Source organism: Tropicimonas isoalkanivorans (assembly GCF_900112335.1).
Classification (GTDB): Bacteria; Pseudomonadota; Alphaproteobacteria; order Rhodobacterales; family Rhodobacteraceae; genus Tropicimonas; species Tropicimonas isoalkanivorans.
In genome coordinates this window covers 68,836-92,798 of sequence record NZ_FOLG01000009.1, presented here as the reverse complement: position 1 = coordinate 92,798, position 23,963 = coordinate 68,836, and the positions used below count along the sequence as shown (strand labels likewise).

The window sequence follows — 23,963 nt, the reverse complement described above, 5'->3', positions numbered from 1 at the left end:
GAACAGGAGCCAATCACGATGCGTATGACAAACAAATCCTGGGCCGCCGGGCTGATCCTTGCCGCCGTCGCCGCCGTGCCGGTGCTGGCGCAGGACGCCGCGCCGGAAACGCAGGAGGTGACGGCTGATACCGTCGTGGCAACCGTCGGCGGCCAGGAGATCACGTTGGGCCACATGATCGTGGCGCGCAATGCCCTGCCGGCGCAATATCAGCAGCTTGAACCGAGCGTGCTGTTCGAAGGCGTTCTGGACCAGCTCGTGCAGCAGACAGCCCTCGCGCAGTCGCTGGGCGGCGAGGTCACGCGGGCCACGCAGCTTCAGATCGACAACCAGACCTCCGGCCTTCTGGCGGGTGAGGCCCTGGGCAAGAAGGTGCAGGCCGCGGTGACGGAGGAAGCGCTGCAGGAGGCCTACGACGCCCGTTTTGCCAATGCCGAGCCCAAGACGGAATACAACGCCGCGCATATCCTCGTCGAAACCGAAGAAGAGGCCCAGGCGATCAAGGAAGAGATCGCCGGCGGTGCCGATTTCGCGGAAGTCGCCAAGGAGAAATCCACGGGCCCGTCCGGACCCAACGGGGGCGACCTCGGCTGGTTCAGCGAAGGCATGATGGTGCCGGAATTCGAAGAAGTCGCGATGACGCTCGAACCCGGCGACGTGTCCGACCCGGTGCAGACGCAGTTCGGCTGGCACATCATCAAGCTGAACGAGACGCGCCTTGCCGAAGCGCCGCCGCTGGAAGAGGTTCGCGGAGAACTTGCCACGGAGATTCAGAACAAGGTCGTCGACGAAGCTGTCCGCGAAGTTCTGGCCGAAGTGGACGTCGAGAAGCCTGAGATCGATTTCGATCCGGCGGCCATCAACAATCTCGACCTCGTGGCCGACTGATACCAACGACCGGAGGGTGCCATGGCCGGAAAGCTTGCCATCTCGCCGCTCGCGCCGGAGCGGTTTCCCCAGTTGCCGGTCATCGCCGGTGTTGAGTTCGCCACCGCAGAGGCGGGCGTCCGCTACGCCGATCGAACTGACGTGATGCTGGCCCGGCTCGCGCCGGGCAGCACGGTTGCCGGTGTCTTTACCCGGTCCGCCACTCGCTCTGCGCCGGTTCTGGACTGTCAGGCGAAGATCGCGGAAGGGGCGGACCCGGAGGCCGGCGCGGCGATCCTCGTCAACTCCGGCAATTCCAACGCCTTCACCGGTAAGGCAGGCGACGGCTCGGTCAGTGAGATCTGCGATGCGGTGTCCGCCGCGGCGGGGGTGCCCGTGTCGCGTGTGTTCACCGCTTCGACCGGCGTGATCGGTGAGCGGCTTCCGCACGACCGCATCATAGCGAAGGTCGAAGCGCTCGTTTCCAGTCTGGACGCTGATGCCGTGGAGTCCGCAGCACAGGCTATTCGCACGACGGACACGTTCCCCAAGGGCGCCGGTGCCGTCCTGGAGACCCCCTCCGGCACGGTCCGCATTGCCGGGATAGCCAAGGGCTCCGGCATGATCGCGCCGGACATGGCGACGATGCTGGTATACATCTTCACCGACGCTGCCGTGCCGCAGCCTTTGCTCCAAAAGCTTCTCGCGGGCCACACGGGCGTGACATTCAACGCCATCACGGTGGATGGCGATACCTCTACGTCCGATTCGCTGATGCTGGCCGCAACCGGTCAGGGCGGTGTCACGGTCGAGGATGCCGACAGCCTCGAGGGCCGCGCCTTTTCCGACGCGTTGCATGGCGTCATGCTGGATCTCGCGCAGCAGGTCGTCCGAGACGGCGAGGGGGCTTCTAAGTTTCTCGAAATCCGGGTGACCGGCGCGGCAGACGACACCCAAGCCAAGACGATCGCCATGTCCATCGCCAACTCGCCGCTCGTCAAGACGGCCGTCGCCGGCGAGGACCCGAATTGGGGCCGAGTCGTGATGGCCGTTGGTAAATCCGGTGCGGAGGCTGATCGCGACCGGCTGACCATCCGGTTCGGCGATATTCTCGTCGCCGAGAACGGATGGGTCGCCGAGAGCTACACCGAAGCGGCTGGTGCGGCCTACATGAAGCAGCCGGAACTCGTGCTGAGCGTCGATCTGGGCCTGGGGCACGGCGCCTTCACCGCCTGGACCTGCGATCTGACGCACGGGTACATTTCCATCAACGCGGACTATCGTTCGTGAAGTCCGTCCTGGTGTCGGCCGTCGCCCTGATCGATAGGGATGGCCGCGTCCTCCTCTCGCAACGACCCGACGGCAAGTCGATGGCCGGACTCTGGGAGTTTCCCGGCGGAAAGGTGGAGCCAGGTGAGACGCCGGAAACCGCGCTGATCCGGGAGCTTCAGGAGGAACTGGGAATCGACACCTGGGCCTCCTGCCTCGCGCCGCTGACCTTCGCCAGCCACGTCTACGAGGACTTTCACCTCCTCATGCCGCTCTTCGCGTGCCGCAAGTGGCAGGGGACTCCCGAATCGCGGGAGGGGCAGGCGCTCAGGTGGGTGAGGCCGGAGAGGCTGCGCGACTTTCCGATGCCGCCCGCCGACGTTCCACTCGTCGCCCATCTACGGGACTGGCTGTAGATTACGCTGCGACACGTTTGCTATATGCCTAATATTTCATCGGTTTTCACCCATCTGTGACAAATTTAACAGTGAAAAATCGATTTAAAGAAAATACTGTTGAGCAGAGGGAACCAATCAAAGCGGAGGAGGATTCACTCGATGCTCAGGACAATCACCGTAAGCAAACATATCTCAGTCCAGGGGATTTTCGTCCAGGACCTGACCGACGGCCGCATTCTGGTGCGCGTCGGTGAACGGCTGTTCAAAGGTAATCCCGTGAACGAGAAAGAGGCTGCCTGACGGGTCAAACCCGCCAGATACCGTAAACGCGCGAACAATGGAAAAGGGCGGCCCGAGTAAAGGCCGCCCTTTTCCATGTGCGAACTGTCCGAAGAGGTCAGGCGAGCGTGCGCTCGACCTCCTCGCGCTCGAAGATTTCGATCACGTCGCCTTGGCGGATGTCGTCGTAGTTCTCGAACGCCATACCGCATTCCTGACCGGACTGGACCTCGCTGACCTCGTCCTTGAAGCGCTTCAGCGTCTTCAGCGTGCCTTCGTGGATCACCACGTCGTCCCGCAGCAGGCGCACCCCGGCCGAGCGGCGTGCAATGCCCTCGGTGACGAGGCAGCCCGCCACCTTGCCGACGCCGGAGACCTTGAAGACCTCCTTGATCTCGGCATAGCCGATGAAGTTCTCCCGAACCTCTGCAGACAGCAGACCCGATGCAGCCGCTTTCACGTCGTCCACCAAGTCGTAGATCACCGAATAGTAGCGGATTTCCACGCCTTTCTGGTTTGCGGCGGCACGGGCAGGCGCGTTCGCACGGACGTTGAAGCCGATGACTGGCGCACCGCTCGCTTCGGCGAGGCCGATATCGGATTCGGTGATGGCGCCGACCGCGGAGTGCAATACGCGCACCCGCACCTCGTCGTTGCCCACCTTCTCCAGCGCCTGCACGATTGCCTCGGCAGAGCCCTGCACGTCGGCTTTCACCAGCACCGGCAGTTCCTTGACGTTTTCGTCTTCCTTGGCCTTCGCCAAAAGCTGTTCCAGAGACGTCGCGGCGCCAGCGGCGGCGCGTTTCTCTTTGGCCGCCTGCTCGCGGTATTCCGCGATTTCACGGGCCTGCGCTTCGGTTTCGACCACGTTAAGAACGTCGCCCGCCTCCGGCGTGCCGTTCAGGCCGAGCACCTCTACAGGAACTGACGGACCGGCTTCGGTGACGCGTTCGCCCTGGTCGTTGACCAGCGCTCGGACCTTGCCCCACTGCTCGCCGACGACGAAGATATCGCCCTGACGCAGCGTGCCGTTCTGAACAAGCACAGTCGCGACCGGGCCGCGGCCCACATCGAGCTGCGCCTCGATCACGGCGCCTGCGGCGGCGCGGTCGGGGTTAGCCTTCAGCTCCAGGATTTCCGCTTGCAGCGCAATCGCGTCGAGCAGTTCGTCCAGGCCCTGGCCGCTGATGGCCGAAACCTCCACGTCCTGAACTTCACCGGACATCTGCTCCACGATCACTTCGTGCTGGAGCAGGTCGGTCCGCACCTTGTCCGGAACGGCGTTGGGTTTGTCGACCTTGTTGATCGCCACGATCATCGGCACGCCGGCGGCCTTGGCATGGTTGATCGCCTCGACCGTCTGCGGCATCACCGCGTCATCCGCGGCGACGACCAGAACGACGATATCCGTCACCTGAGCGCCGCGGGCCCGCATGGACGTAAAGGCCGCGTGGCCGGGCGTATCGAGGAACGTCAGCAACTGTCCGCCATCGGTTTTCACCTGATAGGCGCCGATGTGTTGCGTAATCCCGCCCGCTTCGCCGGAGACGACCTTGGCGTGGCGAATGGCGTCCAACAGCGAGGTCTTGCCGTGGTCGACGTGGCCCATGACGGTGACGACCGGCGGACGGGACTGAAGGTCCTCATCCTTGTCCTCGACCGTGTCGATGACCTGCTCCACGTCGGCGTCCGACACACGGACGACCTTGTGGCCGAATTCCTCGACGATCAGCTCCGCCGTGTCCGCGTCGATGGACTGGTTTTGCGTAACCATCATGCCGTTCTGCATGAGCGCCTTGACGACGTCGGCCACACGTTCGGCCATCCTGTTGGCCAGTTCGCTGACCACGATCGTCTCAGGCACCTGAACGTCGCGCACGACCTTCTCGCGGTTCTCGCCGCCGCCCATGGCCTTTTGCCGGGCACGCTCCTGCTTGCGCTTCATCGCGGCAAGCGACCGCTGCCGGCCTCCACCCTCGCCAGAGAGAGCCTGGTTGAGGGTCAGCTTGCCGGAACGGCGGTTGTCGTCGCGGCCCTTGCCACGCGTGTCGCGCTGGCGGTCGTCGCGGTCGCCCTTGCGGGACGGCGCATCCGGCTTGGTGAAGGTTTTCTGCGGGGCGGGCGACTCTTCGGCCGCTGCCGCCGCGGTCGGCTTGGAGGCCTCGGCCTTCTGCGCTGCCTTTTCCTCCCGCTCGCGCTTGGCGGATTCCTCGGCCTCGCGCTTCTGGCGCTCGTCTTCCTCGGCCTTCGCCTTGAGCGCTTCCTCGCGTTCGCGATCCTCGCGTTCCTTGGCTTCAACCTCGGCGCGGCGGCGTTCGCGTTCTTCTTCGCGACGCTTTTCTTCCTCTTCCCGTTCCTTGGCCTCATCGGCCTCGCGGGCTTTGGCGGCCTGAAGCGCCTTCAGGCGGCGGTCCATTTCGGCATCGGAAATCCCGGCCGGACGGCGCGACGGATCGGCCGAAGCGGCACCGCCGCCGCCGGACTTCGCGGACCCGGGCTTCGGCACCACGACCCGCTTGCGCTTCGTCTCGACCACGACGTTCTTCGTCCGCCCGTGGCTGAAACTCTGCTTCACGGAGCCAGAGCGTGTGCCGCCCTTCAGGCCCAAGGTCTTTTTGGTGTCATTGTCGCTCATGCGATTCCATCGTCCTTTCCGGGACCGGTTGCCCCGATATCGCCACGCAGGCCGGATAGCCGTGTGGTTTCCTCCACGACACGAGTCGTGAGTCCGCCGGCACACAGCGCCGCGTGTATTACATGGTCTCGACCGAAGGACAAACCGATTTCATCGGCCGTCAGACAATCGAAAGTAACACCTTCCCCCTCGGGCAGGCGTAATTTGCTCTTTCCCCGGGGCGAACCGTCGGATGCCTGAAGCAACACAACCGCCTCGCCCGCCTGAATCATCGCGCGGACCTTTTCGTAGCCCGCAATCGCCAGCCCCGCCTTCCGGGCCAGTGACAGCAGATCCGTCACCCGCCGGGCCAACCCCGCTTCGACAGCCGCCGCCAGTCCCTCCGGCACGCTGACCTGCCGCTTTGCCCCGCGGCTGAAGAGGCGCTTCCGGATGGCGAGGTCGAGCGCATCCCGATCCGCCGTGACCCATATTCCGCGCCCGGGCAGCTTTCCCGCCAGGTCCGGCACGACCTCGTCTGCCGGACCAACCACGAAGCGGATCATCCCGGCCTTCGGCCCGACGGCGCCGGTCGCGATGCATCGCCGCTCGGCTCCGTCCCGCGTCTCGATCGTTCCGCCGCGCCCCAAGGCCCGCGTCCCACCCACGCCCGCGATCAGGCGCCGGCCTCCTCTGCTTCGTCGGCCACGTCTTCGGTCTGCTCGGCTTCCAGCTCCGCGGGATCGACCCAGCCCAGTTGAATGCGGGCCGTCATCACCATGTCCTGCGCCTCGGCAAGCGAAACGTCGAACTTCTCGAGCACACCGTCGTCCTTGACGCGCTCGCCGTCCACCGTGGTCCAGCCACCGGCCAACTCCCAGTCGGCACAGGTTGCGAAATCCTCCAGCGTCTTCACGCCGTCTTCGGCAAGCGCCTCGATCATTTGGGGTGTCAGGCCCTCGAAATCAACCAGACTCTGCTCGACACCCATTTCGCGGGCCCGTTCCAGCGCCTTTCGGTTGGCCTCGTCGATGTGGTCTCGGGCGCGGGCCTGAAGTTCGTTGGCCGTGTCCTCGTCCACCCCGTCGATCACCAGAAGCTCGTCGAGCTCCACGTAGGCGACTTCTTCCAGGTTGGTGAAGCCCTCCGACACCAGAAGTTGGGCAAAGAACTCGTCGAGGTCCAGCGTATCCATGAAGAGCTGCGTGCGCTCCTCGAATTCCTTCTGGCGGCGCTGGCTCTCCTCCTCCTCGGTCATGATGTCGATGTCGAGGCCCGTGAGCTGGCTGGCCAGCCGCACGTTCTGACCGCGACGGCCGATGGCGAGCGAAAGTTGCTCGTCGGGCACCACGACTTCGATCCGCTCGGCCTCTTCGTCGAGAACGACCTTGGAGACTTCCGCCGGTTGCAGCGCGTTCACCAGGAAGGTCGGCACGTCCTCATTCCAAGGAATGATGTCGATCTTCTCGCCCTGAAGTTCGTTCACCACGGCTTGCACGCGGGAGCCGCGCATACCGACACAGGCGCCCACCGGGTCGATGGAGCCGTCATAGGACACCACGGCGATCTTGGCCCGGCTGCCCGGATCGCGAGCGACGGCCTTGATTTCGATGATGCCGTCGTAGATCTCCGGCACTTCCATCTTGAACAGCTCGGCCATGAACTCTGGCGCTGTGCGGCTGAGGAAGATCTGGGGCCCGCGGGCCTCGCGACGCACGTCCTTGATGTAGCAGCGGATGCGGTCGCCGTTGCGGTAGCTCTCGCGGCCGATCTTCTCGTTGCGGCGCAGGATGCCCTCGCCACGGCCGATATCGACGATAACGTTGCCGTATTCCTCGCGCTTGACGACACCGTTGATGATGGTCCCGGCGCGGTCCTTGAACTCCTCGAACTGGCGGTCGCGTTCGGCTTCGCGCACCTTCTGCAGGATCACCTGCTTGGCCGATTGCGCGGCGATCCGGCCCATATCGACCGGGGGAACCGTCTCGTGGAACTCGTCCCCGACGGCAGGCCCGCCGGCAAATTCCTCTACGCGCGCACCGCTGCGCAACCAGTATTCCTCTCGGCCAGGCTTGGGATTGGAGAAATACTGCCGCGCCTGATCGACCGTGAACTCCGCCTGGTAGTTCTCCAGATCCTCGTCTGCGACGACCGTGCGCACGCGGGTGAACGTCGCCCGACCGGTCTTGCGGTTGATCGACACGCGAATGTCCATCTCGGCGCCGTAGCGGGACTTGGCTGCGCGGGCGAGGCTTTCCTCCATCGCCTCGATCACAAGGCCAGGGTCGATCATCTTCTCGCGCGCCACCGCCTCGGCGGTCTGGAGCAGTTCGAGCTGGTTGGCGGATGTGATAGCCATCTCTTGTTCTTCCCCTTTACGAGTTCTTGTCGGCGCCGTCCTCGGACGCCATGAATGTCTGCACTTCGTCGAACTGGGCCTCGTCGATCTCGCCCGCATGCTTGCGTTGGTTCAGCACCTCGCGGATCAGTTCGTCGGTCAGCACCAGCTTTGCGTCGCTCAACCAGTCGAACTGAAGGCCGATCACCACCGGCCCGCCCTCCTGGTCGATCTCGATCAAAACCTCTCCAGCCTCGACGCCCTGAAGCGTACCGCGGAAGCGGCGGCGGCCGTCGATCAGCTCAGCCGTCTCCAGCTTGGCCTCGTACCCCGCCCAGGTCTCGAAATCCTTTAGCCGGGTCAGCGGCCGGTCGATCCCGGGGCTGGAGACCTCCAGCGTGTAGTTGTCCTCGATCGGGTCCTCCACGTCGAGCACGGCGGAGGCGGCGGTGGAGATCTCGGCGCAGTCATCGACCTCGATGCCCCCGTCGGGCTTCTCGGCCATGATCTGAAGCGTCTTCGTCTTGCCGGACATCAGGCGGATCCGCACCAACTCGTATCCCATCCCCTCGATGACAGGGGTCAGGATCTCGGCCAGGCGCTGGTCCATATTGGTCTTGGCGATCAGGTCGGTCATGGGTCTTTCAGGCACAAAAAAACGGGCGCGCGGCCCGTCGATCTTTCCCGGTGGAGCTTTCGAGTTGCCTCGACAGCGCCGCTGTTGGGTGGGCATATACGGTGCCCACCCCGGCATTGCAAGGGAAATGCCGCCTACTCGTCGGCCTTCCACCCTTTGTTGTGATGGGTGCCGTCGCAATAGGGCTTGTTGCCAGACATTCCGCAGCGGCAGAGAACATATTTTGCTGCCGTTGCGCCCTCGGCATCGAGCGGCACGGGGGGTGCCACGCCTTCGACCCAGTAGGGACCATCCTCCTCCACCGTGATCTGGGCGCGGTCGGGCAGGCGGTGTTCCGGGATCTCCGTCCGCGCCATCCGGAGCGCGCCGGAAGGGCAGGCGCGCACGGCGGCCTCGATCTGCTCAAGCGTGCCATTGTCCGGCTGGACCCAAGGCCGTTGCTCAGAATCGAACACCTCCGGCGCGGTGCGGCCGCATTCGTATACATGGCCGCAGATGCGCGGATTGAAGAAGACGGTCACCTCTCTGCCATCGTAGGACAGGACGCGATCCTTGCCTTCCGGCGTGCCGCTCCTGCTTTCGAACCCTTTCTTTGCATGGGTTCCGTCGCAATAGGGCTTGTTGGAACTGCCGCCGCAGCGGCAAAGGGCCATCGACGGCTTCACCTCAAGCTCGGTGCCGTCGGTCCGGCACATTCGCGTGATTCCCTTGGCGACGAGGGGGCCGTTCTCGCGCTCTTCGATATGCGGGCTGTCGTCACTCATCGCGGGCTCCTTCGGCTGCGTCCGTCAGCAAGGTAGCCCGCGCCGCGGGCCTGTCTAGAACCCCAGCCGTCCCGCAGAGCGCAGCACATCTCCGGTGGTCCGCATCAGCTCCCGGGTAATGCCGGGCTCGGTCAGCGCGTGGCCGGCCATGCTCACCATCCGAAGGTCGCCCTGCGCCCACCGCTCGGTCAGTCTGTAGGCTGCGGCCGGGGGGCATATCATGTCGTACCGCCCCTGAACGACTGTGCCGGGGATGTGCGAGATACGCGGCATGTCGTCTAGGATGCGGCCATCCCGCTCCAGCCAGCCGAGGTGGCGGAAGTAGTGATTCTCCAACCTGGCGAAGGCGCGCGCGTAATCCGGTGGGCTCTCACTGCCGTGGCCGCTGTGAGCCATGGAGGCCAGAGCGTTCTCCCAGGCGGCCCACGCGCGGGCGAAACGGACCTGCACGGCCCGCTCGGAATCGAAGAGACGCCGGCCGAAGGCTTCGATCACGTCGTCACGCTCGTTCTCCGGCAAAAGCCCGACGAAGCGGCGCCACTGCTCGGGGAAGAATCGTCCCGCGCCGCCGCCGTAGAACCAGTCAAGCTCCGCGCGGGTCATCAGGAAGACTCCGCGAAGGATCAGATAGGCCGCGCGGTCCGGATGGGTCTGGGCATAGATGAGGGCCAACGTGGCGCCCCAACTGCCACCGAAGACGACCCAGCGGTCGATCCCCAGGGTGGTGCGGATGCGCTCGATGTCGGCCACCAGGTGCCAGGTGGTGTTGGCTTCCACGCTCGCATGTGGGCGCGACCGGCCGCACCCGCGTTGGTCAAACAGTACGATCCGGTATTCCTTGGGGTCGAAGAACCGGCGCATCGCGGGGCTGCATCCGCCGCCTGGCCCCCCATGAAGAACGACGACGGGAAGGCCCTCTGGATTGCCGCATTGTTCGACATAGATCGTATGACCGTCACCGACCTCCATCATCCGCTGGTCAAAGGGGGCCAGCGGCGGGTAAAGGAAATCCTGTGCGCTTTTGTGATCTGCGAGACGGTCCATGAAAGAAGCTATATAGCGGAGCGGAACGCGGCGCCACGCCCTATGAACGAGCCGCGACGAAGGAGTTGCCGATGTCACCGAACGAGACCACCATCGACCCCAGCGAGATCGCCAAGTTCGAGGCGATGGCCGCGGAATGGTGGGACCCGACCGGCAATTTCAAGCCGCTGCACATGCTGAACCCGACCCGGTTGGATTACATCACTCGCCAGATCGCCGCGCAGTTCGACCGGGACCTCGCCGCGGAGGCGCCGTTCGCCGGGCTGCGGCTGCTTGACATCGGCTGCGGGGGCGGACTGCTGAGTGAGCCTATGGCGCGGCTGGGGGCCGAGGTCGTCGGCGCGGACGCCGCGCCGCGCAACATTCCCGTCGCCCAGATCCACGCGGACCAGTCGGGGCTGGACATCGACTATCGCCATGTCACCGCCGAAGCGCTGGCCGCAGACGGGGAACAGTTCGACGTCGTCCTGAACATGGAAGTGGTCGAGCACGTGGCCGACCCGCTCGCCTACCTGACCGCCTGCCAGCAGCTCCTGAAGCCCGGTGGGCTGATGATCTGTTCCACGATCAACCGCAATGCCAAGAGCTTCGCGATGGCGATCGTCGGGGCCGAATGGGTCATGCGCTGGCTGCCGAAGGGCACCCACGACTGGAACAAGTTCATCACGCCGAGCGAGCTGAAGGACCTGATTTCGCGGGCTAGCCTCACACCGGAAGACGCGACGGGTTTCGTCTTCAACCCGGTGACGTGGAGTTGGTCCCTCTCCAAGAAGGACCTGTCGGTCAATTACGTGACGGCCTCCACCAAGCCCGATCTGGGTCAGGCCAACGGGTAAAAGGCCAGCTCGGTGTGCCGTGCCGGTCCGTGACCCAGCTCGGACTGGTAGAGCGAAAACCCCTCCACATCGAATGGCGGCGCCTCGAACAGGGCGTTGGCCTGGAGGAACATGCCGAGCCGCGCGATCTCGTCCCGGCCCGGCGGGCGGTTGAAGCGGGCGAGGGTTACGTGCGGGCGGTATCGCTCACGCGGAAGGGTGAGCGCCGGCGTCAGTTTGCGGCGCACCGATGCGTGCAGCGCAAGCAACGGTTCGCTCCTGTGGACCCCGGCGACGAGGATCTTGGGGGCCTTGCCACCGAAGAGGTCCAGCCCGGCGACTTGCACCTCGAATTGCGCGGCATGCAGGCTTGCCAACGCCTCGTGCACCGCGACGGCTTGGTCCGTCTCGATTTCGCCCAGGAACGCCAATGTCAGATGAAGGTTCTCCGGCGGCGTGGCCCGCCCGCAGGGCAGGCCGTCCTGAATGTCGGCCAGCCGATCGCGGAGTGGCTCTGGCAGGGGTATGGCGATGAAGCAGCGCATATCGGGTGCGGCGGCGGCCTCAGCCCTCTCCCAGCCGTTCTCGCAATTCCCGCAGGACCGGAAGGGCCTGCCGCGCGCGCTCCGCGCCGATGCCGTTCACGATTTCGCCGATGACAGGCGTCATCGCGGCAATGGCCGCATCGGTGGCCTCGCGCCCGGCAGGGCTGATCGAAACGAACTTGCGTCGGGCATCGTCCCAATCGGGCCGAATGTGCACGTGGCCCGCCCGCGCCAGCTTGGCAAGCGTGTTCGTCATTGCGCCCCGGGTCAGGTGAAAGGTTTGCGCAAGCTGCGCCGGTGTGCGTTCCTCGCTCAGACGCGACAGGTGGTTCAGCACCGAAAAGTGGCTCAGCTCCATTCCGCGCGGCAACGCCTTTGTCAGGCGGTTGTGCGCAAGCTGGTCGATCATGAAGATCTCGCTGAAAAGCGCCACGGCCAGGCTGTCGGTCTGAGCGCTCATCAGGGTCCGTCAAACTCCCGGTCGTTCCAGAGTGACGGCACCCGCGTGCGGGCGCGCTCCACGTCGGCCATGTCGATATCGACGAAGGTGATCCCTGGCGCGTCGCCCCCGTCGGCCAGCACTTCCCCCCATGGCGCCACGGCCAGTGAATGGCCGTGGGTGCTGCGCTCCTTCCCCTCGTGGGCCCGGTGGGTGCCGCATTGGGCCGGGGCCAGCACATACGCGCCGCACTCGATGGCGCGGGCCTGCAGGAGGGGCCGCCAGTGCGCCTCTCCGGTTACGGGGGAGAACGCCGCCGGGATCGTGAGAACCTGCGCCCCGGCCTGTGCCAGCTTGCGGTAGAGCGTGGGGAAACGGAGGTCGTAGCAGACAGTCATGCCGATCGAACCGAACGGTGTCTCGGCACAGATCGCTTCCCGCCCCGGACGGAACCCGGCCGATTCGCGGTAGGACTCCGTCTCCGAGACCTCGACGTCGAACATGTGGATCTTGTCGTAACGGGCCACGATGTCTCCCGCCGGGTCGATGAGGAACGAGCGATTTGCGAATCGCCCGTCAGGATCCTCCGACGTGAGAGCGAGAGAGCCGATCAGCAGCCAGATGCCGTGCGTCTCCGCTGCTTCCCGCAGCGCGGCCAACGTCGGGTCGTCGGTTTCGGTGCTCAGCACCTTTTCCTGCCACGCACGGCTCGACGAAAGGCAATTCGTCACCTCCGGCGTCAGTACGAAGCCGGCCCCGCCGGACGCCGCCTCGGCCACCATCTCGAGCGTCCCCGGCAGATTTTCCGCCGGATCGTCCGTCACATTCAGTTGCAGCAGGGCGGTGCGCATTTTCCCGGACCCGCTCATGCGGCCTTGAGGATCGGGTCGAGTTTCGCCGACCGCTCGAGCGCGTAAAGCTCGTTGCAGCCCCCGATATGCTCGCCGCCGATGAAAATCTGCGGCACCGTATAGCCGCCCTTGGCCCTGGTCATCATCTCCTGACGAAGCTGGGGATTTCTCGCAACATCGATCTCGGTGTAGCTCACGCCCTTGTCATCGAGCAGGCGTTTGGCGGCGCGGCAGAACCCGCAGGTTTGCGTTGTGTAGATCTCGACAGGTTTCATAAATGTCTCCGGAACGTTCCGCCGGAGGTTATCTGTCCTTCACGACGCGCGCCAGTACGATGACCCGCACATCCCGCGCTCCGTGGGCCAGACAAGCGTCCGCGCAGGCCGCGAGCGTCGCGCCGGAGGTCAGAACATCGTCGACCAGAACGACGTTCCGGCCCGTCAGAAGGTGGGCGCGCTTTGGGTGGACGCCGATCGCACCGGAAACGTTCTCGAATCGCTGATCCCGCCCGCGTCCTTCCTGCGTGCCGGTGTGGCGGGAGCGGCGCAGGAGGTCCGGGCAGGTCTCGAGGCCCGCCTGCCGCGCCAGGCCGGCGGCCAGGAGGGCGGACTGATTGTACTTTCTGTGAAACAGCCGCCGCCAGTGCAGGGGCACGGGAACCGCCAGCATTCCCGGCTCCAGAATGTCGCGACCCGCAGTTGCCATCCACCGCGCGGCGACACGGGCGAGCTCCGTTCTGTCGCCATGCTTGAACCCGAGGACCAGCCGCCGCCCGGTGCCGGCATAGATCATGGCCGCGCGCCCGCGCGACCAGGGCCGGGCGATCGATAGACAGTCGTCGCACATCCCCTTCTCCCCGGTGTCTTCGCCTTGCAAGGGAGCGCCGCAGGCGTCGCAGACCAGCCCTGTCAGGAAATACGTGTCTCGCCAGCATGTCCCGCAAAGCCCGTCTTCCGTCCCGACGACATCGTTGCAGGCGAGGCAATGCGGAGGGTAGATTGTGCGGAGCGCTGCGGTCAGCGTCGTCCGCACAATCCCATTTGCCTGTAGCGAAGTAACCTGCCCACCCATGACTCGACCCCAACTGACCGACCGTGCGGCGCTTGTCCGCGCCCGTACCCGCGCCCGCCGCACACCCGGCGGCATGGCGGATTTTCTTCACCGGACGGCCGCCGGCGAGATACAGGAAAGACTGGAAGTGGTTAACAGGGCCTTTACGGCGCCTGTTGTGATCTCAGGTTTTCCCGATCTTTGGGCGGACCTGATGCCGCAGGCCCGGCAGATATCCGACGAGGAGATCCTGGACCTTCAACCGGGTGCCCATGACCTCGTTATCCACGCTCTCGCCCTGCACTGGGCCGATGATCCCGTGGGCCAGATGGTGCAGGCCCGCCACGCGCTGAAACCCGACGGCCTGTTTCTTGGCTGCCTGTTCGGGGGGGAGACACTGGCCGAATTGCGGTCGGCGCTCGGAACGGCCGAAATGGAGGTCATGGGAGGGTTGTCGCCGCGCGTGGCGCCGATGGGCGAGATCCGTGACATCGGCGCGCTTCTCCAAAGGGCCGGCTTCGCGCTGCCGGTGGCGGACAGCGTGCCGCTCACCGCCACGTATGAAACGGCCTTCGACCTGATGCGTGACCTTCGCGCGATGGGTGAAACGAACGCGCTCGCCGACCGTCACCGTGCCATGGGCTCCCGGCGTCTGTTCCAGCACGCAGCGGAGGCCTATGCGATGCACTTCCCGGCGGACGGGGCGCGTGTCGAGGCGACGTTCGAGCTGATCTTCCTGTTGGGCTGGGCGCCGGACGCCTCCCAGCCATTGCCGCTCCGCCCAGGCTCTGCCACGGCCCGGCTCGCCGATGCGTTGGGGGTGGAGGAAGGGGCCCCAAGCCGCGACAAACCGATTGAAGAATGATACGAGGCCCTTACGTCGCCTCCAGACAGCGCAGAGAAAGCCAGAACTTCCGATGACCGACCATCTTCCCGCCGACCATCCCCCGGTAAAGCCCGAAAAGATCGGTGTGCTTCTGGCCAACCTCGGCACCCCGGACGGCACGGACTACTGGTCCATGCGCCGCTACCTCAGCGAATTTCTCTCTGACCAGCGGGTCATCGACTACCCGAAGTGGAAGTGGCAGCCGCTGTTGCAGCTCATCATCCTGTCCAAGCGTCCATTCAGCTCCGGCGAGGCCTACAAGTCGATCTGGAACGAGGAAAAGAACGAAAGCCCGATGATGACGATCACTCGGGACCAGACTGCGGCGATCGCCGAGCAGATGCAGGCGCGGTTCGGTGATCAAGTGGCGGTGGATTTCTGCATGCGCTACGGCAACCCGTCCACGAAATCGAAGGTCGAAGCGCTGATGGAGCAGGGGTGCCGCCGTATCCTGTTCTTCCCGCTCTACCCGCAATATGCCGGGGCGACCTCGGCCACCGCGAACGACCAGTTCTTCCGGGCCCTGATGGAAGAGAAATGGCAGCCCACAGCCCGCATCGTGCCGCCGTATTTCGCGGAGCCCGTCTACATCGATGCCTTGGCGCAGTCGGTTTCACGCGCCTATGACGGGATGGAGCAGAAGCCCGACATGCTGGTGTGTTCCTACCATGGCCTGCCGCAGCGCTACCTGATGGAGGGCGATCCCTATCACTGCCAGTGCCAAAAGACGACGCGCCTGTTGAAGGAGCGGCTGGGCTTTTCCGATGACGTCATCACGACGACCTTCCAGAGTCAGTTCGGCCCCGAGGAGTGGCTCAAGCCCTACACAGTGGACCACGTTGCGGTGCTCGCCCGGGAGGGCAAGAAACGCATCGCCGTGATTGCTCCGGCATTCTCCGCCGATTGCATCGAGACGCTGGAAGAAATCAACGAGGAAATCCGGGAGAGCTTCGAGGAGGCCGGCGGCGAAAGCTTCACCTACATTCCCTGCCTCAACGACGATTCGGCGCATATTGCGGCCTTGTCCGAGATCATCGCGACCAACCTCCGCGGCTGGATCGAATAGCCCCGAGTCGCCGGACGATCGTGGTCGGCATTCATGCGGCACAGGTCCAATAGAAAAAGGCGGGCCCTGCGACCCGCCTTCTCCAAAATTCTACGCTTCGAGCGATCAGTTGCTGGCGCTGGCGGCAGCGGCACCGATCACGATGAAGACCAGAAGCGGCAGCCACAGGCCACCACCGGACGTGCCGGTTTCTTCTTCAATGATGACCGGCTCGATGACCGGCTCTTCGTAGCCACCAGCAAGGGTCGCCGTCGCAGCGAGCGACAGAGCAGCGGCGAGAGCAAGCTTCTTCATGTTAACCTCCAGTTAATGCGCGGACACGGTTATTGAGGACGCCCACGCCCAAAGTAGTACCTCGTAATCAATTCCTTACAGAGACGCCCGACTTTGGCAATTGCTCACTGATTGTGCTTCGCTGCACCTGCGACGATGTCGTCAAATTAGCAACACCTGCGCGCCTGGGCTGACCATCGAAAAAAGCTCAGCGATATGTTCGTTGTAAAGGCCGATGCAACCGTTGGACGACGGGCGGCCGATCTTGCGCGTGTCATGCGTTCCATGGATGCGGTAGTACTGCCATCCGAGGTACAGCGCATGGGTGCCGAGCGGGTTGTCCGGGCCCGGCGGAACGAAGTCCGGCCAGTCCGGATTGCGCCGTTTCATGGATGGCGTCGGCGCCCATGAGGGGCCTTCCACCTTGCGGGTGACGCTCGTGCGGCCGCGCCGCGTCAGGTCCTCCGAGATCGGCACACTGGTCGGATATACCCGGTAGATGCTCTGGTCGGCGGACCAGTAATGCAGCGCGCGGGAGTCGATATCGACGAGGATCGCACCGTTCGCGGTGGAGGAGAAATAAGGCTGCCAGGATCTGGCGCGGAAGGTCGCGATGTTGCGACGGAGGTTGGGATCGTTCTCACGCAACGGATCGAACGGGCCGTTCTGAGCCAGCGCGGGGGCCGCAAGCCCGCCGAGCACGGTCGCACCACTGGCGCGCAGGAAGCGGCGCCGGGTCAGTCTGAAATCGGTCGAATCGGTCATAATGTCCTTCTCGGTGCCTGCCCCTACCCTGGGCCGTGGTATTTTATTGCGCGGAAACACCGCCCGCAAATCAAAGCGGCGTCAGGCCGCCGAAATGTTTGAACCGCTGCAAAGGAGCGGCTAGAGGAGAGAGACTCACGATCAGGCGTCCCCAGACATGACCCGTTCCATAGCTCTCGTTGCCGTTCTCGGTATTCTTCTGTCAGCTTGCGCACCGTCCCCGAGTACCGTCGACGGCGTTCGCGTGTATCGCATTTCGCAGGGCGATACCGCTGACATCCAATACCGCACGCTCGATTCGATCAACAGCCTTCGCACGGCAGCCGGGCTGCCGTCGTTGAAGCTCAGCCCGCAACTCAACGCGGCGGCCTCCAGCCATTCTCAGGACATGTCCCTGCAGAACCGCCCGTGGAACTTCGGGTCGGACGGCTCTTCACCGCTGATGCGGGTCGCGCGGACGGGGTATCCCGGCACGTTCATCGGCCAAGCCGTCGCTGAAAGCTACGAAAGCGAGATCGACACGCTCGGCGCCTGGATGGACAGGGCGGATGCCCGTGCCATCATCATGGACCCGGCTGCGCGTGACCTTGGCTTTGCGTGGTTCCAGGAGCGGAACGGCAAGATCTGGTGGACTCTGATCACCGGCGCCTGACGATGGCCGCCGCTTGAAAACGGCGGCCGATGGCGCAGGCTCAGGCGAACAGGTCGATCGGCGTGCCGGTGCCGACCATGGCGTAGATCTCTTCCATCTCGCGGTCCTTCACGGCGATGCAGCCGGCCGTCCAGTCCTTCCCGCGCGGATCCGTCTTGCGGCGCCCGCCGTGGATGAAGATATCGCCGCCTGGGTCCATCCCGTGAGCCTGCGCGAACGCGATGTCTTCTTCGTTCGGATAGGAGATACCGAGCGACAGGTGGAAGGAACTGTTCGGATTGCGCCGGTCGATCAGGTATGTACCTTCCGGCGTCCTGCCGTCGCCACGAAACCGTTTTGGCCCCTGGGCGTTGTTGCCTAGGTGGATGTCGAAGGCCTTCAGCGGCGTCATGCCGTTGAAAAGGTAGAGCCTGCGGCGCTCCTTCACCACCTGGAGCCGCGTCACCTGCGGCCCGTCGTATTTCCTGAATTTGCTCGAACAGGCCGAAAGCGCGAGTGCCGCGCCACCAGCCAAGAGTGCCCGTCTCGGAACGTACATGCCTGCCTTGTCCCATCTATTATTTTGGACGAGATTATAGCGCCTTCGCCAAGAATTTGAAGCGGGTGAATGGCGCCGCTTCCGCTCACATCCGCCTTTTTTCGCGTTCCGGCGCCGACGCCTCCGTCGGAACCTGTACCGCGATTCCCTCCAACCGCCGTTCGATTCCCTCCAGCCGCGCCAGCACCTCGTCGCGATAGGCGCCGGTCTCGGCGGTGTCCTCCTCGTGGTGGGCGTCCTGCATGGAGTTCACGATCAGTCCCACGAGCAGGTTCACCACGGCGAAGGTCGTCAGAAGAATGAAGGGGACAAAGAACATCCAGGCGCCCGGATGCACCTCCATCACCGGCCGAACAATTCCCATCGACCAGGATTCCAGAGTCATGATCTGGAACAGCGAATACGCTGAGCGGCCGAGCGAGCCGAACCACTCCGGAAAATCCGCCCCATAGAGCTTCGTCGCCATGACCGCGCCGATATAGAAAACGAGCGCCATCAACAGAAAAACCGAGCCCATCCCCGGTATCGCGGAGATGAATCCCTCCACGACGCGGCGCAGTCGGGGGAGAACCGAGATAACGCGCAGAACCCGCAAGATCCGCAACGCCCGCAGGACGGAGAGCGTGTGTGCACCGGGGATCAGCGAAATACCAACGATAAGGAAATCGAAGACGTTCCAGCCGCTGCGGAAAAACGCGAACCGATAGGCGATAAGCTTGGCCAGGATCTCAAGGACGAAGATGGAGAGACACAGGGTATCCAGCGCCACGATGAGCCCGCCCGCGCGGTCCATGATCGCGGGATAGGTCTCCAACCCGAGCAGGATGGCGTTCACGACGATCACGCCGATCACGAAGTTCCGGGTGCCGGGCCGGTCGAGCCAGGCGCGCAGCCTCTCGCGCATGTAAGTCTCCTCTGGGATCGCCTCAGGCGCCCATATGGTTGCGCGAAAGACGGGCCGCAAGTTCCACGTGGGGCGACCAGCGGAACTGGTCCACGACCTGCACCCAGTCGAGCCGGAACCCGCCCCGGACGAGCCGGGCGGCATCGCGGGCAAATGTGGCCGGGTTGCAGGACACGGCGGCGACGCAGGATATGTCCGATGCCGCGATTTGCTCCACCTGTGCCTCGGCACCGGCCCGGGGCGGGTCGATCACGATGGCGTCGAATCGTCCGAGTTCTTCGTCACCCAGTGGTTGGCGGAAAAGGTCTCGTGTTTCTGCCGTAACAGGACGAAGGCCACCGGCCTGCCGCCAGCCGGCGGTAAGGGCGTCGGTAAGTGCCCGGGACCCTTCGACCGCGTGCACCGACGCGCGGCGGGCCAGCGGAAGGGCGAAGGTTCCGCAGCCGGCGAACAGGTCGACGATCTGCTCAGCGTCCTTAACGGCCTCCGTCACGGCGGCGCGCAGGGCCTGTTCCCCGTCCTCGGTTGCCTGCAGGAAGGCGCCCGGCGGCGGAGAAACGGCGATGCCGTCGAACTTCACGGTCGGCGCGGCCTCCATCGCCAGCAATTCGCCGTCCCACGTCAGGCGCGACAGGCGATAGGTGCCGGCGATTTCTCCCAATTGCGCCCGAAGCACCAAGTCCAACGGCTTGCCGCCGGAAACCGCAACGTCCGGTCCTTCGGGGGCGGCGGTAACGGTCAGGCTCAATTCCCCCTTCCGGGAGGCGCCGGCGCGGGTGATCGCCTCCAGGGCAGGGCGGACGTCGAGCAGAGCCGGCAGCACGAGCTGGCATCCCGGCACGTCAATCACTGTATGGGACGCCCGGGCGTGAAACCCGACCAGCACCCCCTTCTTGGTGCGACGGCCGGCAAACACCGCCCGTCGGCGCGTCCGGGGTGGAGACACGTGCATCGGGCGGAACTCGGTCTCAAGCCCTTGCGCGGCCAGCGCCGTCCGCACGATCCCCTCTTTCCAACCCGCGACGAAAGCATCGCCCGCATGCTGCACCGCGCAGCCCCCACAGCCCGCGTAGTGCCGGCACGGCGGGGCAACCCGGTGCGGCGAGGGCACGAGGATGCGGACATCGGTGAGCCGGTCGCCCTCCGGCGTGCCGGTCACGACTTCTCCGGGCAGGCACCGTGGCGCGTAGATCGGGCCGGGCGCGATGCCGTCGCCCAGATGCCCCAGCCGTTCGATGGTGACGTCCCTCATTCGGCCGCCTCTGCCGGGTTCAGGAACCCGCCCGATTGCCGTTGCCAGTACCGGGCATAGAGCCCGTCCTGCCCCAGCAGTTCTTCATGCGTGCCCTGCTCGGCGATCCGGCCGCCGTCCAGCACCACGATCCGGTCCATCCGGGCGATGGTGGAGAGCCTGTGGGCAATGGCGATGACGGTCTTGCCCTCCATCACATGTTCAAGCGCGACCTGGATCTGCGCCTCGACCTCCGAATCCAGTGCCGAAGTCGCTTCGTCCAGCACCAGCACCGGCGAGTCCTTAAGGATGGCGCGCGCCAGAGCGATCCGCTGCCGTTGCCCGCCCGAGAGCTTCACGCCGCGCTCTCCAAGATGGGCGTCGTACCCCGTCCGCCCGCGATAGTCCCTGAGACCCAGGATGAACTCGTGCGCGGAGGCCCGTTGGGCGGCGTCGAACACCGCCGCGTCGTCGGCATCCGGCCGACCGTAACGGATGTTGTCGCGCGCCGAGCGATTGAACATCGCCGTTTCCTGACGGACCGTGGCAATCTGTTGGCGCAGCGCCGTCTGGGTCAGGTCGCGGATGTCCGTGCCGTCCAGCAGGATCCGCCCGTCCTCCACATCGTAGAGCCGGAGCAGCAGCGAGGTGACAGTCGACTTGCCCGCGCCGGAGGCACCGACCAGCGCCACCTTCTCCCCCGGCCGGATGTCGAGATCGAACCCGTCCAGCGCCGCCGCCGGCCCGCCATAGGCGAAGCGCACGTTCTCGAACCGGATCGCGCCCTTGCCCTGCGCCGTTCCCGCCGCATGTGGATGGTCGGTGATTTCATGCGCCGGGGTCAGCGTTCCGATGCCGTCCTCGATCTCGCCGATGTTGGTAAAGATCGAGATCGCCGCCCGACCCAGCCGGTTGGTGATCTGGCTCAGGCGGACGGCGACCATGGCGGTCATGGCGATGTCGCCCTGCGAGGCTTCGCCGATGGTAAACAGGTAGAGACTTCCGAGGATCGCCAGGAGCGGCAGCAGCCCGCCATTGGTCATGAGTGCCAACCGGAAGCCCGCCGTCATCGCCCCGAACTCGACGGACCGGACGCGGAATCGCTCCAACGCCTCCAGCGTCGCCCTATCCTCGTGGTCGTGGTGGGCGAAAAGCTTCACGGTGGCGATGTTCGACAAGGTATCGACGACCTGCCCGGTCACGACCGTGCGCGCCCCCGCCCGCGCCGCCGCGCGCCGCCGGACGCGGGGGATGAACCAGCGCAGGGTGGTCGCATAGATCGCGCCCCACACGACGAAGATAAACAGAAGCCGGCCGTCCACCCCGGCCATCAGGACTAGCGCCGAAACGAACATCGACAGCCCGAAAACGACCACGTCGGCAAACTCGATCACCAGCTCGGTCAGCGAGCGCGCGGTCTGCATCGCCTTTTGACTGATCCGCCCGGCGAAATCGTTCTCGAAGTAGCGCAGGGAGTGGCCCAGAACGTACCGGTTGAGACGGCTCAGCACGAGCGGGAACAGGTGCGGCCCCAGCAGGATGGACGTCATACCCGCGTCGGCCGCGAAAAGCACCGGCCGGACCACAAGGAAGAGTACCAGCCCGCCCACGATCACCGGCGAATACGGCCCCCAGAATGCCCCCGGCCCGTGCTGCGCAGCGGCGTCGATCACCATCCCGGTGAACCACGCCGCTATCATTTCCGCCGCTCCCGCCAGCGCGGTGACCACGAGGGCCGCAAAGAGCGCCGGCTCCGCCCCGCGCAACGCCCACCGGCCGAACGGCCAGAGTTGCGACGGCGGTGGGCCGTCGGCGGGGCGGAAGGCATCTATCACACTTGCAAGGCGATCGATCAATCCGGTCATTCGGCGGCCTGCGATCCCGGGTCCATGCCGATGAACCCGCCCGACTGCCGCTCCCAGAAGCGTGCATAGAGCCCGCCGAGCGCCAGAAGCTCCGCATGCGAGCCTTCCTCGACGACATGCCCTTCGTCGAGCACCAGGATCCGGTCCATCCGCGCGATGGTGGACAGGCGGTGCGCGATGGCGATGACCGTCTTGCCTTCCATCACACCGTAGAGCGTGTCCTGGATTGCCGCCTCGATCTCCGAATCCAGGGCAGAGGTTGCCTCGTCCAGCACCAGGATCGGCGCGTCCTTCAGGATGGCTCGCGCCAGGGCGATCCGCTGCCGTTGGCCGCCGGACAGCTTCACGCCACGCTCGCCCACTCGGGCCGCGTAGCCCGTGTTGCCCTCCTGGTCGGAAAGATCCCGGATAAACGTCGTGGCTGCCGCGCGGTCAGCGGCTGCGATCATCTCGGCATCATTCGCCTCCGGCCGCCCATACAGGATGTTCTCCCGGATCGAGCGATGAAGCAGCGCGGTGTCCTGCTGCACCATGCCGATGTTTCGGCGTAGGCTCTCCTGGCTGACGCTCCGAATGTCCTGTCCGTCAATCAAAATGCGGCCCGCCTCGACGTCGTAGAACCGCAGGAGCAGCTTTACCAATGTGGACTTTCCCGCCCCGGACCTGCCGATAAGCCCGACCTTCTCTCCAGGTTGGATGGTGATCGACAGCCTGTCGATCCCGCCAGCGCCGCGCCCGTAGTGGTGGCTCACGTTCTCGAATACGATACGACCGTCGGTCAGCCGAAGCGGCGGCGCGGCCGGCGGATCGACAAGGCTGATGGGTTGGGCAATGGTCTCCATCCCTTCCGCGACCACCCCGAGGTTGCGGAAGAACGACGACACCGCCCACATGATCCAGCCGGTCATCGCATTGAGCCGAAGCGTTAGTGCCGTTGCTGCCGCCACCACGCCCACACTGGCCATGCCCTGCATCCAGAGCGCCACCGCCCAGCCCACGACGCCGACGATCAGCCACCCGTTCAGCGCGGTTAGCGCGATGTCCATGACGCTGTAGATCCGCATTTCCTTGCGGAACGTGCGCCGCGTCTCCTCGATCGCCTCCTTGGCGTAGTCCAGTTCACGGTCGTGATGTGCGAACATCTTGACCGAATGGATGTTGGAATAGCTGTCCACCACCCGGCCCGTTACCTCGCTGCGGGCGTCCGACGCGGCCTTGGAAGCCGGGCCGACGCGGGAAATCGTCCAGTGAAGCAGTGCGCCATAGAGCACGAACCATATCAGCATCGGAAGCACGAGGCGTATGTCGGCCTCCGCCAGCAGGACAGCAGCCCCGGCAAGGTAGGCAAGGGAAAACGTGATCGCGTCGAACACCTGGAACATCGCCTCGTTGGCCGAGGGCGGGGTCTGCATGATCCGGTTGGCGATGCGGCCGGCGAAATCGTTCTCGAACCAGCCGACGGACTGACGCAGGACGTGCCGGTGCGCGCGCCAACGGATCAGGGTTCCGAAGTTCGGCATCAGCCCGTTGTTCAGAATCAGCACATCCAACGCCTGCAGGACCGGCCTGAGGATCAACACGAAGGCGGCGATCCCGATCAGTTCCCAGCGATGTTGCTGCCAGACCTGCTCCGGCGCGCCGTTCGAGAGGATGTCGACAACGCGGCCCATGTAGTGGATCAGGCCCACTTCGACCGCCGCAACGAGGATCGACAGCAGCGCCGCAACGACGAACCACTTTCGGAACGGCTGCGCATAGGCCCACAGAAAGGGCCACAGCCGCTGCGGCGGCGTGTCGTTCTCCTCATAGGACGTATAAGGGTCGACGATGTTCTCGAAATGTCGAAACATCGGGGCTTCCTCGGCGCGCATTC

26 protein-coding genes are annotated in these 23,963 nt (G+C 64.9%); 8 read left to right on the top strand and 18 right to left on the bottom strand.

Going from position 1 to position 23,963, the window contains the following annotated elements:
* Positions 1 to 18 precede the first annotated feature (18 nt).
* The 4 genes from BM075_RS14825 (at position 19) to BM075_RS24455 (ending at position 2,834) form a co-directional block, all read left to right on the top strand.
* The gene (locus BM075_RS14825; protein WP_093361481.1) at positions 19 to 888 is read left to right on the top strand and encodes a peptidylprolyl isomerase; all 870 of its coding nucleotides are present in this window, start codon (positions 19 to 21) and stop codon (positions 886 to 888) included.
* A gap of 21 nt (positions 889 to 909) precedes the next feature.
* Positions 910 to 2,157, top strand: a complete 1,248-nt coding sequence (gene argJ, locus BM075_RS14820) for a bifunctional glutamate N-acetyltransferase/amino-acid acetyltransferase ArgJ (protein ID WP_093361480.1) — start codon at positions 910 to 912, stop codon at positions 2,155 to 2,157.
* Positions 2,154 to 2,552, top strand: coding sequence for a (deoxy)nucleoside triphosphate pyrophosphohydrolase (locus BM075_RS14815; RefSeq protein ID WP_093361479.1), 399 nt, complete (start codon positions 2,154 to 2,156; stop codon positions 2,550 to 2,552). The genes argJ and BM075_RS14815 overlap by 4 nt, the downstream gene beginning before the upstream one ends.
* Positions 2,553 to 2,693: 141 nt before the next feature.
* Entirely contained in the window at positions 2,694 to 2,834 is a 141-nt protein-coding gene (locus tag BM075_RS24455; protein WP_177208364.1) for a hypothetical protein, read from the top strand.
* 97 nt (positions 2,835 to 2,931) lie between these two features.
* On the opposite strand, the gene infB is transcribed toward BM075_RS24455, so the two are convergent.
* The 6 genes from infB to pip form a co-directional block, all read right to left on the bottom strand.
* Positions 2,932 to 5,448: a translation initiation factor IF-2 gene (gene infB, locus BM075_RS14810; protein WP_093361478.1), complete on the bottom strand. Its 2,517-nt coding sequence runs from the start codon at positions 5,446 to 5,448 to the stop codon at positions 2,932 to 2,934.
* Positions 5,445 to 6,077 carry an RNA-binding protein gene (locus BM075_RS14805; protein ID WP_093361477.1) on the bottom strand — a complete coding sequence of 211 codons (633 nt, stop codon included), beginning with the start codon at positions 6,075 to 6,077 and terminating at the stop codon, positions 5,445 to 5,447. Before BM075_RS14805 ends, infB begins: the two co-directional genes overlap by 4 nt.
* 26 nt (positions 6,078 to 6,103) lie before the next feature.
* Positions 6,104 to 7,786 carry a transcription termination factor NusA gene (gene nusA / locus BM075_RS14800; protein ID WP_093361476.1) on the bottom strand — a complete coding sequence of 561 codons (1,683 nt, stop codon included), beginning with the start codon at positions 7,784 to 7,786 and terminating at the stop codon, positions 6,104 to 6,106.
* A 16-nt stretch (positions 7,787 to 7,802) separates the two neighbouring features.
* Positions 7,803 to 8,402, bottom strand: a complete 600-nt coding sequence (rimP, locus tag BM075_RS14795; protein WP_093361475.1) for a ribosome maturation factor RimP — start codon at positions 8,400 to 8,402, stop codon at positions 7,803 to 7,805.
* Positions 8,403 to 8,536: 134 nt separating this feature from the next.
* Positions 8,537 to 9,166, bottom strand: coding sequence for a CDGSH iron-sulfur domain-containing protein (locus BM075_RS14790; protein ID WP_093361474.1), 630 nt, complete (start codon positions 9,164 to 9,166; stop codon positions 8,537 to 8,539).
* Positions 9,167 to 9,220: 54 nt separating this feature from the next.
* Positions 9,221 to 10,210 (bottom strand): prolyl aminopeptidase, encoded by a 990-nt coding sequence (pip, locus tag BM075_RS14785; RefSeq protein ID WP_093361473.1) that lies wholly within the window; start codon positions 10,208 to 10,210, stop codon positions 9,221 to 9,223.
* A 71-nt stretch (positions 10,211 to 10,281) separates the two neighbouring features.
* On the opposite strand from pip, the gene ubiG reads away from it, so the two are divergent.
* Complete coding sequence (ubiG, locus tag BM075_RS14780; RefSeq protein WP_093361472.1) at positions 10,282 to 11,046, top strand: bifunctional 2-polyprenyl-6-hydroxyphenol methylase/3-demethylubiquinol 3-O-methyltransferase UbiG; 765 nt, start codon at positions 10,282 to 10,284, stop codon at positions 11,044 to 11,046.
* Here ubiG and thpR read toward each other — a convergent pair.
* From thpR to BM075_RS14755, 5 genes are read right to left on the bottom strand one after another with little or no spacing between them, the layout of a single operon-like run.
* Complete coding sequence (gene thpR / locus BM075_RS14775) at positions 11,031 to 11,570, bottom strand: RNA 2',3'-cyclic phosphodiesterase (protein ID WP_093361471.1); 540 nt, start codon at positions 11,568 to 11,570, stop codon at positions 11,031 to 11,033. The two genes, ubiG and thpR, sit on opposite strands and share 16 nt — an antisense overlap.
* Before the next feature lie 19 nt (positions 11,571 to 11,589).
* On the bottom strand, positions 11,590 to 12,030 hold the full coding sequence (locus tag BM075_RS14770; protein ID WP_093361470.1) for a MarR family winged helix-turn-helix transcriptional regulator: 441 nt from the start codon (positions 12,028 to 12,030) through the stop codon (positions 11,590 to 11,592).
* Positions 12,030 to 12,860, bottom strand: a complete 831-nt coding sequence (locus BM075_RS14765) for a carbon-nitrogen hydrolase family protein (RefSeq protein WP_093361577.1) — start codon at positions 12,858 to 12,860, stop codon at positions 12,030 to 12,032. Before BM075_RS14765 ends, BM075_RS14770 begins: the two co-directional genes overlap by 1 nt.
* Before the next feature lie 14 nt (positions 12,861 to 12,874).
* A complete protein-coding gene (gene grxC / locus BM075_RS14760; RefSeq protein ID WP_093361469.1) occupies positions 12,875 to 13,135 on the bottom strand; it encodes a glutaredoxin 3 in 261 nt (86 codons plus the stop codon).
* A 28-nt stretch (positions 13,136 to 13,163) separates the two neighbouring features.
* Positions 13,164 to 13,931, bottom strand: a complete 768-nt coding sequence (locus BM075_RS14755; protein ID WP_093361468.1) for a ComF family protein — start codon at positions 13,929 to 13,931, stop codon at positions 13,164 to 13,166.
* Between BM075_RS14755 and BM075_RS14750 the strand changes: the two genes are divergently transcribed.
* Positions 13,930 to 14,775: a methyltransferase domain-containing protein gene (locus BM075_RS14750; RefSeq protein ID WP_093361467.1), complete on the top strand. Its 846-nt coding sequence runs from the start codon at positions 13,930 to 13,932 to the stop codon at positions 14,773 to 14,775. The genes BM075_RS14755 and BM075_RS14750 overlap by 2 nt on opposite strands.
* A gap of 52 nt (positions 14,776 to 14,827) precedes the next feature.
* A complete protein-coding gene (gene hemH / locus BM075_RS14745) occupies positions 14,828 to 15,862 on the top strand; it encodes a ferrochelatase (RefSeq protein WP_093361466.1) in 1,035 nt (344 codons plus the stop codon).
* A 105-nt stretch (positions 15,863 to 15,967) separates the two neighbouring features.
* On the opposite strand, the gene BM075_RS14740 is transcribed toward hemH, so the two are convergent.
* Both BM075_RS14740 and BM075_RS14735 read right to left on the bottom strand, forming a co-directional pair.
* Positions 15,968 to 16,156: a hypothetical protein gene (locus BM075_RS14740; RefSeq protein WP_093361465.1), complete on the bottom strand. Its 189-nt coding sequence runs from the start codon at positions 16,154 to 16,156 to the stop codon at positions 15,968 to 15,970.
* 141 nt (positions 16,157 to 16,297) lie between these two features.
* A complete protein-coding gene (locus BM075_RS14735) occupies positions 16,298 to 16,900 on the bottom strand; it encodes a L,D-transpeptidase (protein WP_093361464.1) in 603 nt (200 codons plus the stop codon).
* A 157-nt stretch (positions 16,901 to 17,057) separates the two neighbouring features.
* Between BM075_RS14735 and dalA the strand changes: the two genes are divergently transcribed.
* A complete protein-coding gene (dalA, locus tag BM075_RS14730; RefSeq protein ID WP_093361463.1) occupies positions 17,058 to 17,552 on the top strand; it encodes a divisome-associated lipoprotein DalA in 495 nt (164 codons plus the stop codon).
* Between the two features lie 40 nt (positions 17,553 to 17,592).
* Here dalA and BM075_RS14725 read toward each other — a convergent pair whose 3' ends face one another.
* From BM075_RS14725 to BM075_RS14705, 5 genes are all read right to left on the bottom strand, one after another.
* On the bottom strand, positions 17,593 to 18,090 hold the full coding sequence (locus BM075_RS14725; protein ID WP_093361462.1) for a L,D-transpeptidase family protein: 498 nt from the start codon (positions 18,088 to 18,090) through the stop codon (positions 17,593 to 17,595).
* An 85-nt stretch (positions 18,091 to 18,175) separates the two neighbouring features.
* Complete coding sequence (locus tag BM075_RS14720; RefSeq protein WP_093361461.1) at positions 18,176 to 18,994, bottom strand: ion transporter; 819 nt, start codon at positions 18,992 to 18,994, stop codon at positions 18,176 to 18,178.
* A 22-nt stretch (positions 18,995 to 19,016) separates the two neighbouring features.
* Positions 19,017 to 20,246 carry a class I SAM-dependent RNA methyltransferase gene (locus BM075_RS14715; RefSeq protein ID WP_093361460.1) on the bottom strand — a complete coding sequence of 410 codons (1,230 nt, stop codon included), beginning with the start codon at positions 20,244 to 20,246 and terminating at the stop codon, positions 19,017 to 19,019.
* On the bottom strand, positions 20,243 to 22,090 hold the full coding sequence (locus BM075_RS14710) for an ABC transporter ATP-binding protein (protein ID WP_093361459.1): 1,848 nt from the start codon (positions 22,088 to 22,090) through the stop codon (positions 20,243 to 20,245). Before BM075_RS14710 ends, BM075_RS14715 begins: the two co-directional genes overlap by 4 nt.
* Positions 22,087 to 23,940, bottom strand: a complete 1,854-nt coding sequence (locus BM075_RS14705) for an ABC transporter ATP-binding protein (RefSeq protein ID WP_093361458.1) — start codon at positions 23,938 to 23,940, stop codon at positions 22,087 to 22,089. The genes BM075_RS14710 and BM075_RS14705 overlap by 4 nt, the downstream gene beginning before the upstream one ends.
* Between the last annotated feature and the right edge of the window lie 23 nt (positions 23,941 to 23,963).

Bases quoted from the DNA above. Each gene is read 5' to 3' on its own strand.
- BM075_RS14710 (WP_093361459.1), bottom strand. From the start codon at position 22,090: ATGACCGGATTGATCGATCGCCTTGCAAGTGTGATAGATGCCTTCCGC.
- BM075_RS24455 (WP_177208364.1), top strand. From the start codon at position 2,694: ATGCTCAGGACAATCACCGTAAGCAAACATATCTCAGTCCAGGGGATT.
- BM075_RS14735 (WP_093361464.1), bottom strand. From the start codon at position 16,900: ATGACCGATTCGACCGATTTCAGACTGACCCGGCGCCGCTTCCTGCGC.
- BM075_RS14755 (WP_093361468.1), bottom strand. From the start codon at position 13,931: ATGGGTGGGCAGGTTACTTCGCTACAGGCAAATGGGATTGTGCGGACG.
- BM075_RS14725 (WP_093361462.1), bottom strand. From the start codon at position 18,090: ATGTACGTTCCGAGACGGGCACTCTTGGCTGGTGGCGCGGCACTCGCG.
- nusA (WP_093361476.1), bottom strand. From the start codon at position 7,786: ATGGCTATCACATCCGCCAACCAGCTCGAACTGCTCCAGACCGCCGAG.
- BM075_RS14765 (WP_093361577.1), bottom strand. From the start codon at position 12,860: ATGCGCACCGCCCTGCTGCAACTGAATGTGACGGACGATCCGGCGGAA.
- BM075_RS14740 (WP_093361465.1), bottom strand. From the start codon at position 16,156: ATGAAGAAGCTTGCTCTCGCCGCTGCTCTGTCGCTCGCTGCGACGGCG.
- BM075_RS14750 (WP_093361467.1), top strand. From the start codon at position 13,930: ATGACTCGACCCCAACTGACCGACCGTGCGGCGCTTGTCCGCGCCCGT.
- rimP (WP_093361475.1), bottom strand. From the start codon at position 8,402: ATGACCGACCTGATCGCCAAGACCAATATGGACCAGCGCCTGGCCGAG.
- argJ (WP_093361480.1), top strand. From the start codon at position 910: ATGGCCGGAAAGCTTGCCATCTCGCCGCTCGCGCCGGAGCGGTTTCCC.
- dalA (WP_093361463.1), top strand. From the start codon at position 17,058: ATGACCCGTTCCATAGCTCTCGTTGCCGTTCTCGGTATTCTTCTGTCA.
- BM075_RS14715 (WP_093361460.1), bottom strand. From the start codon at position 20,246: ATGAGGGACGTCACCATCGAACGGCTGGGGCATCTGGGCGACGGCATC.
- BM075_RS14705 (WP_093361458.1), bottom strand. From the start codon at position 23,940: ATGTTTCGACATTTCGAGAACATCGTCGACCCTTATACGTCCTATGAG.
- ubiG (WP_093361472.1), top strand. From the start codon at position 10,282: ATGTCACCGAACGAGACCACCATCGACCCCAGCGAGATCGCCAAGTTC.
- infB (WP_093361478.1), bottom strand. From the start codon at position 5,448: ATGAGCGACAATGACACCAAAAAGACCTTGGGCCTGAAGGGCGGCACA.
- BM075_RS14825 (WP_093361481.1), top strand. From the start codon at position 19: ATGCGTATGACAAACAAATCCTGGGCCGCCGGGCTGATCCTTGCCGCC.
- BM075_RS14770 (WP_093361470.1), bottom strand. From the start codon at position 12,030: ATGAGCGCTCAGACCGACAGCCTGGCCGTGGCGCTTTTCAGCGAGATC.
- pip (WP_093361473.1), bottom strand. From the start codon at position 10,210: ATGGACCGTCTCGCAGATCACAAAAGCGCACAGGATTTCCTTTACCCG.
- hemH (WP_093361466.1), top strand. From the start codon at position 14,828: ATGACCGACCATCTTCCCGCCGACCATCCCCCGGTAAAGCCCGAAAAG.
- BM075_RS14720 (WP_093361461.1), bottom strand. From the start codon at position 18,994: ATGCGCGAGAGGCTGCGCGCCTGGCTCGACCGGCCCGGCACCCGGAAC.
- BM075_RS14790 (WP_093361474.1), bottom strand. From the start codon at position 9,166: ATGAGTGACGACAGCCCGCATATCGAAGAGCGCGAGAACGGCCCCCTC.
- thpR (WP_093361471.1), bottom strand. From the start codon at position 11,570: ATGCGCTGCTTCATCGCCATACCCCTGCCAGAGCCACTCCGCGATCGG.
- grxC (WP_093361469.1), bottom strand. From the start codon at position 13,135: ATGAAACCTGTCGAGATCTACACAACGCAAACCTGCGGGTTCTGCCGC.